The sequence below is a fragment of the Caballeronia udeis genome (assembly GCF_044909315.1).
GTDB lineage: Bacteria > Pseudomonadota > Gammaproteobacteria > Burkholderiales > Burkholderiaceae > Caballeronia > Caballeronia udeis_A.
In genome coordinates, this window is sequence record NZ_JBIYEB010000011.1 from 223,355 (window position 1) to 238,376 (window position 15,022).

The 15,022-nt window shown below is 60.6% G+C and carries 16 protein-coding genes; 10 read left to right on the forward strand and 6 right to left on the reverse strand.

Annotated features, from left to right (window positions below; translation table 11 throughout):
- Positions 1–67 precede the first annotated feature (67 nt).
- From ABH944_RS19670 to ABH944_RS19685, 4 genes are all read left to right on the forward strand, one after another.
- Positions 68–616 (forward strand): glycine zipper family protein, encoded by a 549-nt coding sequence (locus ABH944_RS19670; protein WP_404608418.1) that lies wholly within the window; start codon positions 68–70, stop codon positions 614–616.
- 339 nt (positions 617–955) lie between these two features.
- Positions 956–1,285 (forward strand): HdeA/HdeB family chaperone, encoded by a 330-nt coding sequence (locus ABH944_RS19675; RefSeq protein ID WP_404608419.1) that lies wholly within the window; start codon positions 956–958, stop codon positions 1,283–1,285.
- 62 nt (positions 1,286–1,347) lie between these two features.
- A complete protein-coding gene (locus tag ABH944_RS19680) occupies positions 1,348–1,551 on the forward strand; it encodes a hypothetical protein (RefSeq protein WP_062089533.1) in 204 nt (67 codons plus the stop codon).
- A gap of 365 nt (positions 1,552–1,916) precedes the next feature.
- On the forward strand, positions 1,917–2,678 hold the full coding sequence (locus tag ABH944_RS19685; protein ID WP_404608421.1) for a bestrophin-like domain: 762 nt from the start codon (positions 1,917–1,919) through the stop codon (positions 2,676–2,678).
- 263 nt (positions 2,679–2,941) lie between these two features.
- Here the strand turns inward: ABH944_RS19685 and ABH944_RS19690 are convergent, their stop codons facing one another.
- Both ABH944_RS19690 and ABH944_RS19695 read right to left on the reverse strand, forming a co-directional pair.
- Entirely contained in the window at positions 2,942–3,334 is a 393-nt protein-coding gene (locus ABH944_RS19690) for a tellurite resistance TerB family protein (protein ID WP_062089535.1), read from the reverse strand.
- A 225-nt stretch (positions 3,335–3,559) separates the two neighbouring features.
- Positions 3,560–4,066, reverse strand: a complete 507-nt coding sequence (locus ABH944_RS19695; protein ID WP_404608423.1) for a universal stress protein — start codon at positions 4,064–4,066, stop codon at positions 3,560–3,562.
- 235 nt (positions 4,067–4,301) lie between these two features.
- On the opposite strand from ABH944_RS19695, the gene ABH944_RS19700 reads away from it, so the two are divergent.
- Complete coding sequence (locus tag ABH944_RS19700; RefSeq protein WP_404608424.1) at positions 4,302–5,321, forward strand: alpha/beta fold hydrolase; 1,020 nt, start codon at positions 4,302–4,304, stop codon at positions 5,319–5,321.
- 143 nt (positions 5,322–5,464) lie between these two features.
- On the opposite strand, the gene ABH944_RS19705 is transcribed toward ABH944_RS19700, so the two are convergent.
- From ABH944_RS19705 to ABH944_RS19715, 3 genes are all read right to left on the reverse strand, one after another.
- Positions 5,465–5,650, reverse strand: coding sequence for a hypothetical protein (locus tag ABH944_RS19705; RefSeq protein WP_404608426.1), 186 nt, complete (start codon positions 5,648–5,650; stop codon positions 5,465–5,467).
- Between the two features lie 332 nt (positions 5,651–5,982).
- Positions 5,983–7,422, reverse strand: coding sequence for an NAD-dependent succinate-semialdehyde dehydrogenase (locus ABH944_RS19710; RefSeq protein ID WP_404608427.1), 1,440 nt, complete (start codon positions 7,420–7,422; stop codon positions 5,983–5,985).
- 46 nt (positions 7,423–7,468) lie between these two features.
- On the reverse strand, positions 7,469–8,638 hold the full coding sequence (locus ABH944_RS19715) for a mandelate racemase/muconate lactonizing enzyme family protein (RefSeq protein WP_404608428.1): 1,170 nt from the start codon (positions 8,636–8,638) through the stop codon (positions 7,469–7,471).
- 175 nt (positions 8,639–8,813) lie between these two features.
- Between ABH944_RS19715 and ABH944_RS19720 the strand changes: the two genes are divergently transcribed.
- Both ABH944_RS19720 and ABH944_RS19725 read left to right on the forward strand, forming a co-directional pair.
- Positions 8,814–9,536, forward strand: coding sequence for a GntR family transcriptional regulator (locus ABH944_RS19720; RefSeq protein ID WP_404608430.1), 723 nt, complete (start codon positions 8,814–8,816; stop codon positions 9,534–9,536).
- Positions 9,537–9,582: 46 nt separating this feature from the next.
- The gene (locus tag ABH944_RS19725) at positions 9,583–10,473 is read left to right on the forward strand and encodes an SMP-30/gluconolactonase/LRE family protein (RefSeq protein ID WP_404608432.1); all 891 of its coding nucleotides are present in this window, start codon (positions 9,583–9,585) and stop codon (positions 10,471–10,473) included.
- Between the two features lie 25 nt (positions 10,474–10,498).
- Here ABH944_RS19725 and ABH944_RS19730 read toward each other — a convergent pair whose 3' ends face one another.
- Positions 10,499–11,542, reverse strand: coding sequence for a LacI family DNA-binding transcriptional regulator (locus ABH944_RS19730; RefSeq protein ID WP_404608434.1), 1,044 nt, complete (start codon positions 11,540–11,542; stop codon positions 10,499–10,501).
- A 139-nt stretch (positions 11,543–11,681) separates the two neighbouring features.
- Between ABH944_RS19730 and araD the strand changes: the two genes are divergently transcribed.
- The 3 genes from araD to ABH944_RS19745 are packed head-to-tail and all read left to right on the forward strand — an operon-like array spanning position 11,682 to position 15,012.
- The gene (araD, locus tag ABH944_RS19735; protein WP_404608436.1) at positions 11,682–13,412 is read left to right on the forward strand and encodes an L-arabinonate dehydratase; all 1,731 of its coding nucleotides are present in this window, start codon (positions 11,682–11,684) and stop codon (positions 13,410–13,412) included.
- A 17-nt stretch (positions 13,413–13,429) separates the two neighbouring features.
- Positions 13,430–14,239 carry an HpcH/HpaI aldolase family protein gene (locus tag ABH944_RS19740; protein ID WP_404608438.1) on the forward strand — a complete coding sequence of 270 codons (810 nt, stop codon included), beginning with the start codon at positions 13,430–13,432 and terminating at the stop codon, positions 14,237–14,239.
- Positions 14,239–15,012, forward strand: coding sequence for an SDR family NAD(P)-dependent oxidoreductase (locus ABH944_RS19745; protein WP_404608439.1), 774 nt, complete (start codon positions 14,239–14,241; stop codon positions 15,010–15,012). Before ABH944_RS19740 ends, ABH944_RS19745 begins: the two co-directional genes overlap by 1 nt.
- Positions 15,013–15,022 lie beyond the last annotated feature (10 nt).

Sequence of the window (15,022 nt, forward strand, 5' to 3'; positions counted from 1 at the left end):
GAAGTAATTCAGCGCTAATTCTTCGACGTCACTATGACATCTGTGTACTCACTGGATATCTAACATCATGAAACGTTTACAACTCGTGTGCGTGGCAACATCTCTATGCTTGATCGCCCTTTCCCTGACCGGGTGCGCCGTCATTCCTCCCACTGGCCCGACCGTGGTCGCATTGCCGCCCACAGGAGAGCCGCTGGGCAAATTCCAGCAGGAAGATTACGCGTGCAGGGATTATGCGTTCCGCTCTGACAATGCCTCGCAACCATCGGCGGCGGCCAACGACGGTCTGCGCACCGGGGCGATCGGCACCGTAGGCGGTGCGGCAGCAGGCGCGCTTTTTGGCGCGGCAGCCGGCGATGCCGGTATCGGCGCGGCGATTGGCGCCGGCGCTGGATTGCTGCTTGGCAGCGCAGTGGGCGCCAACGGCGCTCAGGCCACTTCGGCCAGTCTGCAAGCCCGCTACGACGCCGCTTATTCGCAATGCATGGCGTCCAAGGGGAATCAGATCACACACCCGGCCGTCTATTCGACCGCGCCAATGTACGCACCGCCGCCCGTCCTGGCGCCTGCGCCAGCCGTTGTCTATGGCTATCCGCAAACTTTCGGCTACTGGTAATGCTGATGACCTATCCGGTCGCACCGTCTCGTATGACAGTGAGTTGGTGAGCCGGCAGTTGGAATACAGATGCGAAGTCCGCTATATGCGATCGATGGCACAAGGGTAATTTTCCCCTAACTTACTGCCGATACGATGTATCCAGTCAATGAAGGCGTACCAGCACTTGCTGGTGAACAACGCCTGGCAAGTTCCATTGCGTAGTACGCGTGCCCGATTCGAGAGGGTGCGCACAATCAGCCCGAGCATTCATCCTCGAAGCCGGGAGTATTGATTTATCAACAAGCAGGACTCTATCGCCGAAGGCGGAAAGACCTGCAATACCATCTGGAGAATGTTATGAAGCACCTTGCAATTGCAACCGCCGTGTTGGCCGGTCTATGTGTATCCCCGCTCGCTCTTGCGCAAGCCGCAAAGCCCGTTACGCCCGCACAGATGAGCTGCTCGGATTTCCTCGCGGTGGACGACGCCTACAAGCCGGCGCTCGTCTATTGGGTTTCAGGCGTCGACAAGCTGGGCGTAAGCGAGACCGTGACGACAGTCGTCGATGTTGCAACGCCGGTAGCCGCAATCGTTGGCGAGTGCAAGCAGACGCCGCAGGCACCGTTGGCGAGTAAAGTCCGCGACCTGTACAAGAGTGGCCGAATCGCGCTGTTCGAGCACAGCTGAGCGTCCCCACACTACTTTTCCGGTTATATTTTATTGAACGATTTCCGTCAGGATGATAGACCATGAAGATCAGCTATCCTCATCAAGTAGAATTGATTAACGCATCAAAATTCGGCATCGAACATGTTGAAATGACGATCGAAAAATTGAAGGCGGAATGTCCCGATGCGTTCCATACGGACAGCACGCTGGTAAAGCGTAGATTCCATCATAGGCCGGCATCAGACACGCCTTGTCGTGGCTTCGTCGCCGATCGGGATTCGTAAATGTGCGGGATAGCTAGTTGCTCGCAGCTAGCTATCCGGCCGCACGGGAACTCAATATCCCGGCGTTCGAACGTCGCATTTCTGGAATGCAGTGGTTTATCTCAGATCAGCGAGGCAACGTGCTTACGAGCAGTCACCGTACTTACGGTTTTCGCTGCGTGCATGTGGCCTGACCTTAACATTCCCATCACCACGCCTGATGCGGTCGCCCGGAATACCGGATTAGCCGCCCATCAGGACCCGCCAGGTCGGAAGCCTGATAACGCATAGCCTCCTGCGTGCCCGGTTTTACATCTGCAGCATGACTGCCGCGGCAGCTCGACCTGAATCACCTGGCCCGTGCGATCGAAGGAAACCGTTTCCACATGGATCACTATGTCTTTTCTGCCATTGTGCTTGCTCTCATTCTTTTGAGTGCAGCGCTGGGGTCGCGTGTGCGCGCAAGCCTGGCAGATCACCATTTCTCTGAAGACTCACTCGCCGCAATGCGTATTGCCGTTGGTCTGGTGGCGACGCTGTCGGCGTTGGTGCTTAGCCTGCTGATTTCGTCCGGAAATTCGTCGCTCGACCTGGTCAACACCGCGCTCCAGCACAATAGCGTCGCAATGATCCAGCTGGACCGAAATTTGTCCGAGTTTGGCCCATCGGCCGAAGGTCTGCGCGTCGACATCAAGAACGACTATGCCCAATGGATCTCCTTCCTGTTTTCCAACGAAAGGGGAACGACCGCAGAGGCAGAATCGCGAGAGATCCTCGCGAGTACCTATGACATCCAGGGACGCATTTTCGCTCTGCAGACCCTCGGCCCTTCGCAGGAAAAACTCCGTGACCGGGCGATGGAACTTTGGGACAACGTATTTGCAGGTCGATGGCTTGCACTCGAACACAGGAGGGGCTCGATTCCGACCCCTCTCATTGCGATCCTGGTTGGATGGCTGGTTGTCATATTCGGCATATTCGGCTTCAGTGCACCCAGAAACTGGAGCATGTGCGTTGTATTTTTGCTTTGCGCCTTATCGGCGACGACTGCCGTGTTTGTTGTCCTTGATCTCGACACGCCATTTCAGGGAATGGTCAATGTGTCGAAGACGCCGATGATGGACGCACTCAAGTTCATAGGACGATAACTTGAACTTGAAGCACATCACCGGCCGGCAGCCGAGTTGCTGAAGCGGGCGGTGATCGCTCAGGCTAGCGAGCGGTTGCGACTCAGCGCCTGCAACCCGATTGTCTTGAACTTCCCGGGCAGGTGTCTCTTCAATCACTGGATGCGGCGCATGGCCCGCATCGCAATTTAAAATGACATCTTGCCGTTTCCAAAGAGATCTGTCTGCAGCATGTGGGCGAGTAGGTGGCCGGCGGCTGTCAGGCGAGCGGGATGCGTCTGAAGTCATTGCGCCGGAAGTTGCCACGCGTCGCGCAGCAGTCTCAGGAAGTCGGCCTCCCGATCGCAGTAGCTATGGTCCGCCATGACGGCTTCGTTGCATAGATCGATGATGTCGCGACGGAGTTGCCGGTCGTGCACATCAGCCGCCAGGCAAGCGAGTGTCGCAGGGTCAACCTGACACACGTCGCTCCAGCTCAGGTACCCGCAGCGCGTCAGGTCTTCGTACAGCGTTTGCACGATGGAGAGCAAACGGCTTCGATTTAATGACAGCCGCCTTTCCATGCCGCAGCGATCGAGCGCTTCAAGTTCCGTGAGGCCAAGGTGTCCGTCGGAAAGCAGACAGGCGGCCAGGATGCGGCCCGCTGCCTCGGGACTGTTGCAATGATAGTGACGCATTCTCTACTCCTTGTTATCTCGGCAAGAATGGCCCGGTGAAAGGGACTCTGAAATGATTCAGGTGAGTCACCGTGGTAGTTCAATTCACCACATTCATCCTCTAACTGAGGATAACGAACGTATAGATGTGTCCTGCCGAGGATTGGGGTTCATCGTTAAATAAATCCTGGTGACCGCCTTGTCGCCTGTCAGAGGCGAATGCCGCGATCGATGCCGGCACCCGGGTTAGCGGGCGTCAGCGGCCGGCGCACCGGTCCAGCGTGTAGCGCCACGGCGCGTCGAGCCGCCGATGACTTTGGCGGAGACGGTCTGAATCGGCGTGTTCGTATGGCGCCGTACTTCCGAGGCGACGTCTTCGCTCATCCAGCGCCACCAGCCCGATTTCCGCGCGCCGAGAAGAATCAGGTCGGCACCCGACGAGTCGGCGGCGGAGGCGATCGCTTGACCCACCGACTGCCCCGATATTGGCAGCGTGACCATGCGGGTTTCGGTGGGACCCGAATGATCGTCAAGCACATCGGACATTCGGGTAACGATTTCGCGTCCATGTGCTTCCAGCGCCTGGACGATGAGTCCGAAGTCGTAGTCGAGTGGCCCCATCCAGCAGGGTGTGGGGTCGACCACGTGCAGCGCAAAAATGTGCGCATCGTACTTTTGGGAAATTTCGATGGCCGATTCCAATACCGTATCGGCCGAGCTTGCACTAACCGCAACTAGAATCCTTGTGAACATTCCGGGTGCCTCTTTGTAGTGGGACAGTGGAACGCGGCGGCCCATGCCGTTCGTGATCCATAGCGTTATCATGAGGCGGCAGAATGAGAGGAAAATTAGCGCGTCATACCTTGCAAACAGCGGGCGTTGACCGCTTGTTGCGAACGACGTCGCGGAAACGTCGGATCGGCGTGTGCTCACTTTGCGCTAACAAACGATCGCTATGCTGACGTGCATCGAGTCAAGAGGAGTCAGCATGACATTTACGTATCGGCCGGCGGCGACCAGCGGTTTGCTGCCGCGCCGGAAACGCAGTAGCTGTCGCCTGATTGCGCAGTTGCTGGTCTGCTCCGGGTTGCTCGTCCCGCAGATGCTGCCGGTCGCTTATGCCGGAACGGTCGCCTGGCAGGATGACATGCAATGTGGGTCAGACACGTTCCGTCAAGATCGCGAAGCAGGACCGAAAGAGCAGGTACTCGAGACGCCGAACGGATCGATCGGGTATTACCGGTTTGGTCACGGCAGTCCGATCGTGCTGATTGCCGGTTATCGCGCGAGCATGGCCGAATGGAATGCGTACTTTCTCTCCAATCTCGCGAAGCATCATGAGGTTGTCGTCTTCGACAATCGCGGAATAGGGCAGTCGCAGATGCGTGGCGCGAGTTACAGTGTGCGCGATCTGGCAGGCGATACCGCTGCGCTGATCCGGGGCCTGCATTTGAAGAACGCGACGGTATTGGGCTGGTCGATGGGCGGCATCATCGCGCAGCAACTCGCGATTGACGAGCCTTCGCTGATCTCGAAGCTCATTCTGCTTTCGTCAATGCCTCCCGGGCCGCGCGCTGCGCTGCCGCCAACTGACGTTGACCAGGCCTTGTCGGGAAGCGGCAGCGAGCACTTCGACCGCGTGATGGAAGTCCTGTTTCCCGCATCTGCACTACCGAGTGCTAAAGCATGTTTCGTCCATGACATGTTCGCGCCTGAGGGCTATGCCGAACCGCACATCACAGGCGCAGTGACGCACGCGCAGGACCTCATTCTGCAGCGGTGGAAGCAGGACGATCAGGCGCTCCGGGGTCTCGATCGCGTCACGGTGCCGGCGCTGATCCTCGCTGGCACAAGCGACGAGGTGCTGCGACCGCGCAATTCCGTTGTGCTCGGTCACATCCTGCCCAATGCCACGCTGGTGGAAGTCACGGCCGGCGGCCACGCGATGATGTATCAGTACCCTCGTCAGTTGGCTGACCGCATTGTCAGGTTCATTGCGACACACTAGTCGGCAGGAACGGGCAGTCCGTCGGTACGCCGTGCGATTTCGGCCACAAAACCATTGTGCTGAACATCTCCTGGACCAGCCCCTTGAGCAAGATGTTGATACTCGAAGGGCCTGACAATGACGCGGCCGCGTTTCGCGCGAAATCAAAAATGCCGGTCACGCGACGTGCTATCGGAATACAAGGTGATCGGCTGGTGGTTCATTTCGAAGGCGTGTATGCGACGTTCGAGATCGACGAAGTCGACTGACTTCCCCAGATAGGACTCGCGTTTCTGTTCTTCGGTGAGGAAGAAAAACTCATTCAGCGTTTTGGCAAATTTCGCAAACATGATGCACTCCAGTCAGTGATTGGATTCAAGGCGGACCAATGGTCTGCCGCGTCACGACGATTGCAGCAGGCAATTGGAATTAGCCGTAAATCAAGGCGCCGCTCGTCGATGGAGTGCATCGTAGGCCTGAAGAGTGAGCGGAAAATGAGCAACGCGTGCTCTTGATAACCGTCGGCCAGGATGGCCGTGTCTCGCGAGTGTTCCTGATTTTCTGATCAGCTCGCCTCGTCAATATGCAGTCGTCGATGCCGCCACTGGACAGATGATCCAAAGACGAGGAGAAGATGGCATGAGGCGTTCTCTCGTTGGCAGCTCGATGCGCAAACGACGCCTCAACGATGCTCGGAAACGAATTTCGTATTCAGATACGCTTCCAGCGCCTCGCTGCCGCCTTCCGATCCGTATCCAGAATCCTTGATCCCCCCAAACGGTGTTTCAGGTATTCCAAGTCCGTGGTGATTGATCGAGATCATGCCGCTCTCGATATCGTCGCCCAGCGACGCCATCGTGGCCGCTGAGCATGTGTATGCATACGCGGCAAGACCGAAGGGCAAGCGGTTGGCTTCGCCGATGGCCTCATCGTAAGTGCTGAAAGTCGAGACGGCCGCGATCGGGCCGAAGGGCTCTTCGTTCATGATGCGCGCGGATGGCGGTACATCGATCAGCAAGGTGGGTTCAAAGAAGTAGCCTTCGCGCTCCCGCCGTTTGCCTCCCGTGGCTATCGTCGCGCCTTGCGCGACCGCATCTGCTACAAGTTGCTCCATTGCATGCAGACGCCGGGCGTTGGCAAGCGCGCCCATCTGTACACCGTCGTGCAGGCCGTTGCCCACGTGGATGGTTTGCGCCGCGACGACGAAGTGCTCCATGAACTCGTCGCATACGGAGTGTTCGACGATGAAGCGCGTAGGCGAGATGCACACCTGACCCGCATTACGATATTTCGCGGCGGCGAGCAGTCGAGCGGCGCGTGGTACATCGCTGTCGGCGAAGACGAGTGCGGGCGCATGGCCGCCGAGTTCCATCGTTGCACGCTTCATGTGCTCACCCGCTTTGGCCGCAAGCAGTTTGCCGACCGCCGTCGAACCCGTGAACGATATCTTCCGGATGGTGGGGTGGGCGATCAGGTGGTTCGATATCTCGGCGGGTACGCCGAACACGAGGTTCAGCACGCCGGCAGGCAAGCCGGCATCCGAAAAGGCGCGAACGAGCGCGGCGCAACTTGCGGGTGTTTCCTCGGGGCCTTTCAGCACGACGGAGCATCCCGCCGCAAGGGCGGCAGCAATCTTGCGCACTGCCTGGTTGATCGGGAAATTCCACGGCGTGAATGCGGCGACAGGGCCGACGGGTTCGAGCATGACGATCTGCCGGACGATGTTGACACGTGACGGAATCACGCGGCCATAGGTGCGGCGCGCTTCCTCGGCGAACCATTCAATGACGTCCGCGGAAGCCAGCGTTTCAGCGCGCGACTCCGCAAGCGGCTTGCCCTGTTCCAGGGTCATGGTGACGGCGATATCTTCGGCACGTTCGCGCATCAGTTGCGCGGCGTGGCGCATGAGTGCGCCGCGCTCAAAAGCCGGGACCCTGCGCCAGGTTTTGAAGCCACGTAAAGAGGCTGCGGCTGCTTCGTCGAGGTCGGCCGTGTCCGCCATTGACACACGGCCGATCTCGATCTCCGTTGCGGGGTTGGCCACGGGCAGCGTGCGCGACGTGGCGCGCCAGGTGTTGTCGATGAAGAGTTGGGTATTGGAATAAGAAGGCGTGGTGCTCATTGAATGTCCATGCAAGTAGAGAGAACGAGGGTGGTGTGCAGTCCGGTTATCCGGCGGCCGCGATCTCGCGGCGCAGTGATGCAATGTCAGGCGTGATGCCGATGCCCGGCGCTTCGCCAAGATGCACGCGGCCACCGGCAGGCGTCTCGATCGGACCCGATAACCGCGAACGAAGCGGGTTGGGATTGGCATCGACTTCGAGCAGACCGCGTCCGCCGCTGTCGCCTGCTGCAGCGAGCAGATGCGCCGACGCAAGCAGGCCCACGCCTGCGCCGAGGTAATGCGGGCAATACGTGAGCCCCGCCGCCTGCACTGCCTGGGTCACAGGCCAGTTGCCGGAAATGCCGCCCCACTTGGCGGCATCGGGCTGAATCACGCTGAGTGCGCCGCTGGCGATGCCTTCCTTGAACGCGGCGTGATTCGCAAAGTTTTCGCCCGCCGCGAGCGGGATGGCGGTCCGGGCGCTCAACATCTGCCACTCCATGATGGGGCGATCGCAGCGCAGCGGCTCTTCGAGCCATAGGGGACGATACTCGTCGAGCACCTCGGCCATGGATAACGCGGTGTCGAGATTCCACGCCTGATTGGCGTCGACCATCAGGCGGCGTTCCGGACCAATGATCTCGCGAACCCTCTTCAGGTTCGCGGCATCGCGCTCGCGTCCGAACCCGAGTTTCAGCTTGAAGGCGTCGAAGCCGCGCGCGAGGTGCTCGGCCACGATCAACTCCGCTCCGGTCGGATTCAGGCCGCTCGCATAGACGCCGATTTCGTCGGACTTACCGCCAAGCAGCCGCCAGAGCGGCAGACCGGCACGCCGCGCCTGCAGGTCCCATAACGCGAGGTCGATGCCCGCAATGACCTGCGCGATGGGGCCAGGCTCGCCCGACTGCAGTGCGAGCACGGCGGTACGCCGCGTCAGATGCTCGAACATGGCTGCGGGATGCGCGACGCGCTGTCCTTCCATGAGCGGTGCGAACACGCTCTGCACCAGCGCCGCGCGATGCTCGGCTCCGCAAGCGGGGAAGTTGCACCACACTTCACCCCAGCCGGATGCGCCGTCGTGATCAATGACCTCGATGAACAGCGCAGGGCGGTCGCGCATGATGCCGAACGACGTCTGAACAGGCGTTGCGATCGGGCAGCGCAACACGTAGGTCTCGACGCGCCTGATCGCGACGGGCGACAGGTTTGGGTGGCCGTGCTGAGGGTAGGTCATGACTATGTGTCCCACGGATCGTCCGACTGGTCGATAAACGTTCCAGTCGACGCAAGTTATTAAAGTATGGGTTATAGTACTTTATAAGTTCGATCCACTTCAACATCAAATGCAAATCGGGCGACATCGGGTACCGGCGTAAGATTCGGTCTCGTTCGTTCATTGCGCGCTCATCATGCGGCCATCCACATCCAGTCCGATCCCGCTTTACCTGCAAATTGCCGATGTCATGCGAGACCGTATTGCGCGTGTCGTGTGGCGCGACGGCGAACTGATTCCCACCCTCGAACAGCTTGCTGCGGAATTCGGCGTAGCGCGCGTGACGGCGCGCCAGGCAGTGCAACTGTTGACGAAGGAGGGCGCGTTGACGCCCATGCGAGGCCGTGGCACGTTCGTCAGCGCGCCGGCTGCGTCGCTCAAACCAGTGCATGTGGTGACGAGCCTCGATGCGCTGGCCGATACCTATCGCGTGACCAGGGCCGACTTGCTGACAATCGACGAAAACAGCCGGCAGCCGCCCATACGCGAGGGCGACGGCACGCTCGCTCGCGCGTACACCTACATGAAGCGCGTGCATTCGACGGGCAGCGAACCGTATTGTGTCATCGGGCTATATCTGGACGAGCAGATCTTTGCGCGGGCGCGCGCGCGTTTTCGCAAGGAAACGGTCATCCCGATCCTGATGGAGATGAAACCCAGGCCGATGAGCCGGGCTCATCAAACACTGACGATCGGCGCCGCCGACGCCGATACAGCGCATCTCTTGCGTGTCGCGGTCGACTCGCCTGTCGCGCGCGTGCAGCGCGTGTTCAAAGACGCGAACGGCGTCGTCGTCTACTATGCAGATGTGATTTATCGCGGCGATGTGGTCAAACTGGAGATGGACATGGACGTATGAACCGCGAACGTCCGTATTGAAACTTCGTGTGAGAGGAACCCGCATCATGCAGACGTTCACATGTGTATCGCCCGCTGCCGCCGCGCTCGGCGAATGTCCGCGCTGGGATGAGCGCCGCGCGAAGCTCTGGTGGGTCGATATTCAGGCACCCGCGCTACATTGTTTCGATCCTGCGACCGGGCAGGACACCGCAATTCCGACACCCGAAAATATTGGGTGCTTCTCGCTGACCGAAGACGGCGGTTTTATCGCCGGAATGCGTACGGGTATTTTTCTGCTCGATGAAAAAGGGCAGATGGTGCGCAAGCTCTGCGCGAATCCGGAGAATCCTGCAACCAGCCGCTTCAACGACGGCCGCTGTGACGCGCGGGGCCGCTTCTGGCTCGGTACGCTCGATGAGCCGAAGGCCGCCAATGCAGCGTCGCTGTATCGCTACGCAGGCGGCGCGCTGACAAGGATCGACGCGGGTCTGCTCACCTCGAACGGCATGGCGTTCAGTCCCGACTACCGGTGGTGTTATCACGCGGATACGCCGCGCTTCACGATCTACCGGCATTCGTACGACATTGAAACCGGCGAGGCCGGGCCGCGAGAGGACTGGGTCAAGTTCGAGCCGACGCCAACGGATCGCGGGCGTCCCGATGGCGCGTCGGTGGATAGCGAAGGGCACTACTGGTCCGCGTTGTATGAAGGCGGCCGCGTTGTTCGCATCTCGCCGGAGGGCAAGGTCGTCGAGGAGTTTCAATTGCCCGCGCGCTGCCCGACCATGTGCGCATTCGGTGGCGACGACCTGCGCACGCTCTATGTGACCACCGCGCGCCAGGGCCGTCCCGCCAGCGAGCTCGAACAGTATCCGCAATCGGGCGGCGTGTTTGCGATGCGCGTGCCTGTGCCCGGGCTGGTCGAGAAACGCAGTGCGCCTGAGCCATCCGAATGAGCCATCCGAACGAACATTACGAGCATTACGCGCTTTCGCGCTGGACTATTTCATAAGACAGCAGTGTGTCGCGCTCGATCGTATCGGTTGGCATGTCCTCTTCGAGCGCGCGTAGCAATTCGATCACGCGCAACGCAGCAATCTTGCCCATTTCATAACGCGGCGGCCGCACGGTCGTCAACGACGGCACCAGCTTGTCGGCGATGGACAGGTCGCCAAAGCCCATCACGGCGCACGTCTGCGGGATCTCGATCTTTTGTCGCAGACCATGGAGCAGCGCACCAGCGGCAAGGTTGTCGTTGGGAAAGATGATGGCTTCGGCCGGCTTGCGGCCACTCGTGAGCGTCTGGAACGCTTCCATGCCGGCGTCCAGCAGGACCTCGGATTTCGGGCGGAACGTGACGGGCGTCAGATCCAGTTCACGCATCGCCGCTTCGTAGCCGCTTGCACGGTCGTTTGCGCCTACGTCGTCGGGGCGTTGCGGATGAACGAAGACGATGCGGCGATAACCGCGCTCGTAAAGATAGCGCGTGCTGTCGCGGCCCACTGCCGGATTCGAGAACCCCACCTGAATATGCTGAGGCCTGGCCTTGTGCGCCCATGTCTCGACGACCGGGATGTGGGCGTTCGCGAGCAGTTCCGTGGTTTTGCGCGAACGCTTCTGCCCGGTGAGGATAATCGCGGCGGGCGCCCAGCCGATGAACGCACGCACGGCGGCTTCTTCTTCTTCCGTCGAATAGTTGCTCGACGCAAGCAGCAACTGGTACCCGAACGGACGCAACGTGTCCGTCACGGCCTGAATCGTCTCCGCGTATACGCCTCCGGAAATGTGCGGAATCACCATGCCGATCGAGCGGCCGCGCGCGGAGGCGAGCGAGCCCGCGAATACGTTGCGAACGTAGCCCGTCTGTTCAATGGCGGCCCTGATGCGCTCTTGCATGTCGGATCCGACGCTGTCCTTGTTGTTGAAGTATCGCGAGACCGTCATTGCCGAGACGCTCGCCAGTTCGGCGACGTCGTGCAATGTGGTGCGACCGGAACCGCGTCGTTTGCGGACTGACTGACTCATGACGAGGGAAATCCCCTAAAGAAGTTCGGTTGACTTGAGAATAGCGCTAACAAATAATAACGCAAAGTAGCGCTAACATAACTTTATCCAAAAGACTCGGCAGTTTTCGCCGGGTCTGTTCAATCGAAGCAGGTCACAAGTGAAGAAAGAGCGAAAGCTTTTGGACGATCTCCGCAGCCGGCGATGGCTTGCGCCCGACAACACGCGTTCGTTCGCTCACCGGCAGCGGTTGCAGCAGATGGGCTTGCGGCGCGAGGAATTCATGTCGCGCCCGCTGATTGCAATCGTCAATACGTGGAGCGATCTCTCGCCGTGCCACGCGCATTTGCGCGAACGCGCGGAAGCGGTCAAGCGCGGCATCCTCCAGGCGGGCGGCATGCCGTTCGAGTTGCCGGCCTTGTCGCTCGGCGAGGTGCTCGTCAAGCCGACGACGATGCTCTACCGCAATCTGCTCTCGATGGAGGTCGAGGAACTGCTGCGCTCGCTGCCTGTCGACGGCGCCGTGTTGCTGGGTGGCTGCGACAAGACGGTGCCCGGTCTGCTGATGGGCGCGCTGAGCGCTGACCTGCCGTGCATCTTCGTGCCGGCAGGGCCGATGCTCAACGACAGGTACCGTGGCGAGAAAGTCGGCGCGGGAACGCACACACGCAAGTTCTGGGACGAACGGCAGTCGGGACATCTGAGCGGGCGCGAATGGATCGCACTGGAATCGCACATGTCGCGCACCCCTGGCACCTGCAACACGATGGGCACTGCGAGCACGATGACGCTGATCGCCGAAGCAATGGGCTTCACTTTACCTAACGCGGCAAGCATCCCCGCAATGGACTCGGCGCATACGCGCATGGCGTCGGAAAGCGGCGCGCGCATCGTCGACATGGTGTGGGAAGACCTGAAGCCCTCGACGTTCTTCAACGAAAAGACGGTAGCCAATGGAATCGCCACTTATATGGCGATTGGCGGATCGACGAACGCGGCGATTCACCTGATCGCGATTGCGGGCCGGGGCAATGTGCCACTTTCGCTCGATGATATCCAGCGGCTGGGCGAGGGCGTGCCGGTGCTGGCCAATGTGCTGCCGTCCGGCTCGAACCTGATGGAAGATTTCTACTATGCGGGCGGCCTTCTGGCACTCCTGCAACGTATTCACGACAAGCTCGCACTTGACTGCATGACGGTGAACGGCCACACGCTCGGCGATAACCTCGAAGGCGCGCAGTGCGAGGACAACGAGGTCGTTCGCCCGCGCTCGCAGCCCGTGAGCGCAGCGCGGGCGCTCGCTGTGCTGCGCGGCAATCTCGCTCCGTCAGGCGCGGTGATCAAGCCGAGCGCCGCGAGCGAACACTTCCTCAAGCACAGTGGCCGCGCGCTGGTATTCGATTCCATGGCGGACCTGAACGCGCGCATCGACGATCCCGAGCTCGATGTCGACGCGAACACGATACTCGTGCTGCGCAACGGCGGTCCGCTTGGCGCGCCGGGCATGCCGGAATGGGGCAATCTGCCGATTCCGAAAAAGCTGCTGGAGAAAGGTGTGCGCGACATGGTGCGCATTTCGGATTCGCGCATGAGCGGCACGCACTACGGCACCTGCGTGCTGCATGTGGCACCCGAGGCTGCTGCCGGCGGTCCGCTTGCATTGATCCGCACGGGCGACGTGATCGACCTGGACGTGGCTGCGGGGCGCCTGGACGTGCGTCTGTCCGACGAAGAGCTGGCGCAGCGGCGCGCTCAGTGGAGGCCGGTCGTGAACATGCCGCCGCGCGGTTATACGAAGCTCTTTCTCGACCATGTCACCCAGGCAAACGAAGGGTGCGATTTCGATTTTCTGGCGGGCTGGCACGAGCCAGTCGAGCCGTCGATCTACTGACAAGCAGAGGTTTCACGATGAGCAAGCATCAACCCGAAGTGAACGCGTTTCTTGCGTTGTTGGACCAATCCACGCCACCGCTCGGTACCTGGTTGATGGCGGGCACGGCGAGCAATGCAGAGGCGCTCGGCCATGCCGGATTCGACTGGCTGCTGATCGATATGGAGCACGGACCAATCGATTTTCGCGACGCATGGCAGATGCTGCAGGCCGTCGATTGCACGCCGGCCACGCCCATCGTACGCGTGGCGGGCAGCGACGATCCCGTGCTCGTGAAGCGGGCACTCGATCTCGGCGCGCGCACGTTGATGTTTCCGTACGTGCAGAGCGCCGAGCAGGCGCGCCGGATCGTCGCATCGGCGAAGTATCCGCCGCTGGGACAGCGGGGCTTTGCGGGCGTGCATCGCGCAAGCCGCTATGGCACGTTCAGCGACTACAGCAGGCTCGCAAACGGACTGACTACGTGCATCGTGCAACTCGAAACGCCTGAGGCTATAGAACGCCTCGAAGAAATTGCCGCGGTCGAAGGTGTCGATGCGCTGTTCATCGGCCCGGGTGATCTGTCGGCGGCATTGGGCAGCATCGGCAACCTGCAGGGCGAACGCGTGCGGGCGCTGATGCGATCGGCTGCGCAGCGCGCTCGCGCGGTCGGCATACCCATCGGGACCCTCGGCCCCACGCCTGAGATGGTCAAGGATTTTGTCGATATGGGTTACGACTATGTGGCCGTCGGCTCCGATCTCGTGTTCATGATGCAGCAGGCGAAGTCGGTGCTCGCACGCATGAAGGGACACACTGACCACGCACCGATGACGGTGGCCTACTGATGAGCGCGATCTATTCCTCGCTTGCGAACACGGTCGTGTTCGTGTCGGGCGGTGGGTCGGGAATCGGGGCGACGCTTGTCGATGCGTTTGTCGCGCAGCGGGCGCGAGTCGCGTTCTGCGATCTCGATGAAACCGCCGGTCTGGCCTTGTGCGAGCGGTATCCGGCGGCGTCGCGTCCGTGGTTCGCGCGCTGCGACATTCGCGACGTAGAGGCGTACAGGCAGACACTTGATGCGGCCGCCGATGCGCTTGGACCGATCCGCGTACTGGTCAACAACGCGGGTCGCGATGACCGGTGCGCGCTGCAGGATCTGACGCCCGAACGTTGGGACGACATGATCCGCACGAATCTCACGCATCACGTATTCGCGGCGCAGCGCGTAGCGCCAGCGATGGCGCGTGAAGGCGGCGGCTCGATCATCAACATGGGTTCGATCTCGTGGTTGCGCGGGCGTCCCAATCTCATCGCATACACGGCAGCGAAGGCGGCTATCAGCGGTATCTCACGCACGCTCGCGCGGGAGTTGGGCGGCGACAACATTCGTGTCAACGCGGTGTTGCCAGGCCCTGTGCTGACCGAGCGGCAACAGGCGCTGTGGTTCGATTCCGCCGATGCAAAGCGCTTCGTCGAATTGCAGTGCCTGAAGTTTCCGGTCCAGACGCAGCATATCGCTGACATGGTGCTGTTTCTCGCGTCGGACCAGTCGGCAGCCGTCACAGGTCAGAACATGATTGTCGACGCCGGCTTGGCGCAGGTGTCGGTGGTCGGATAGCGAACAAGCT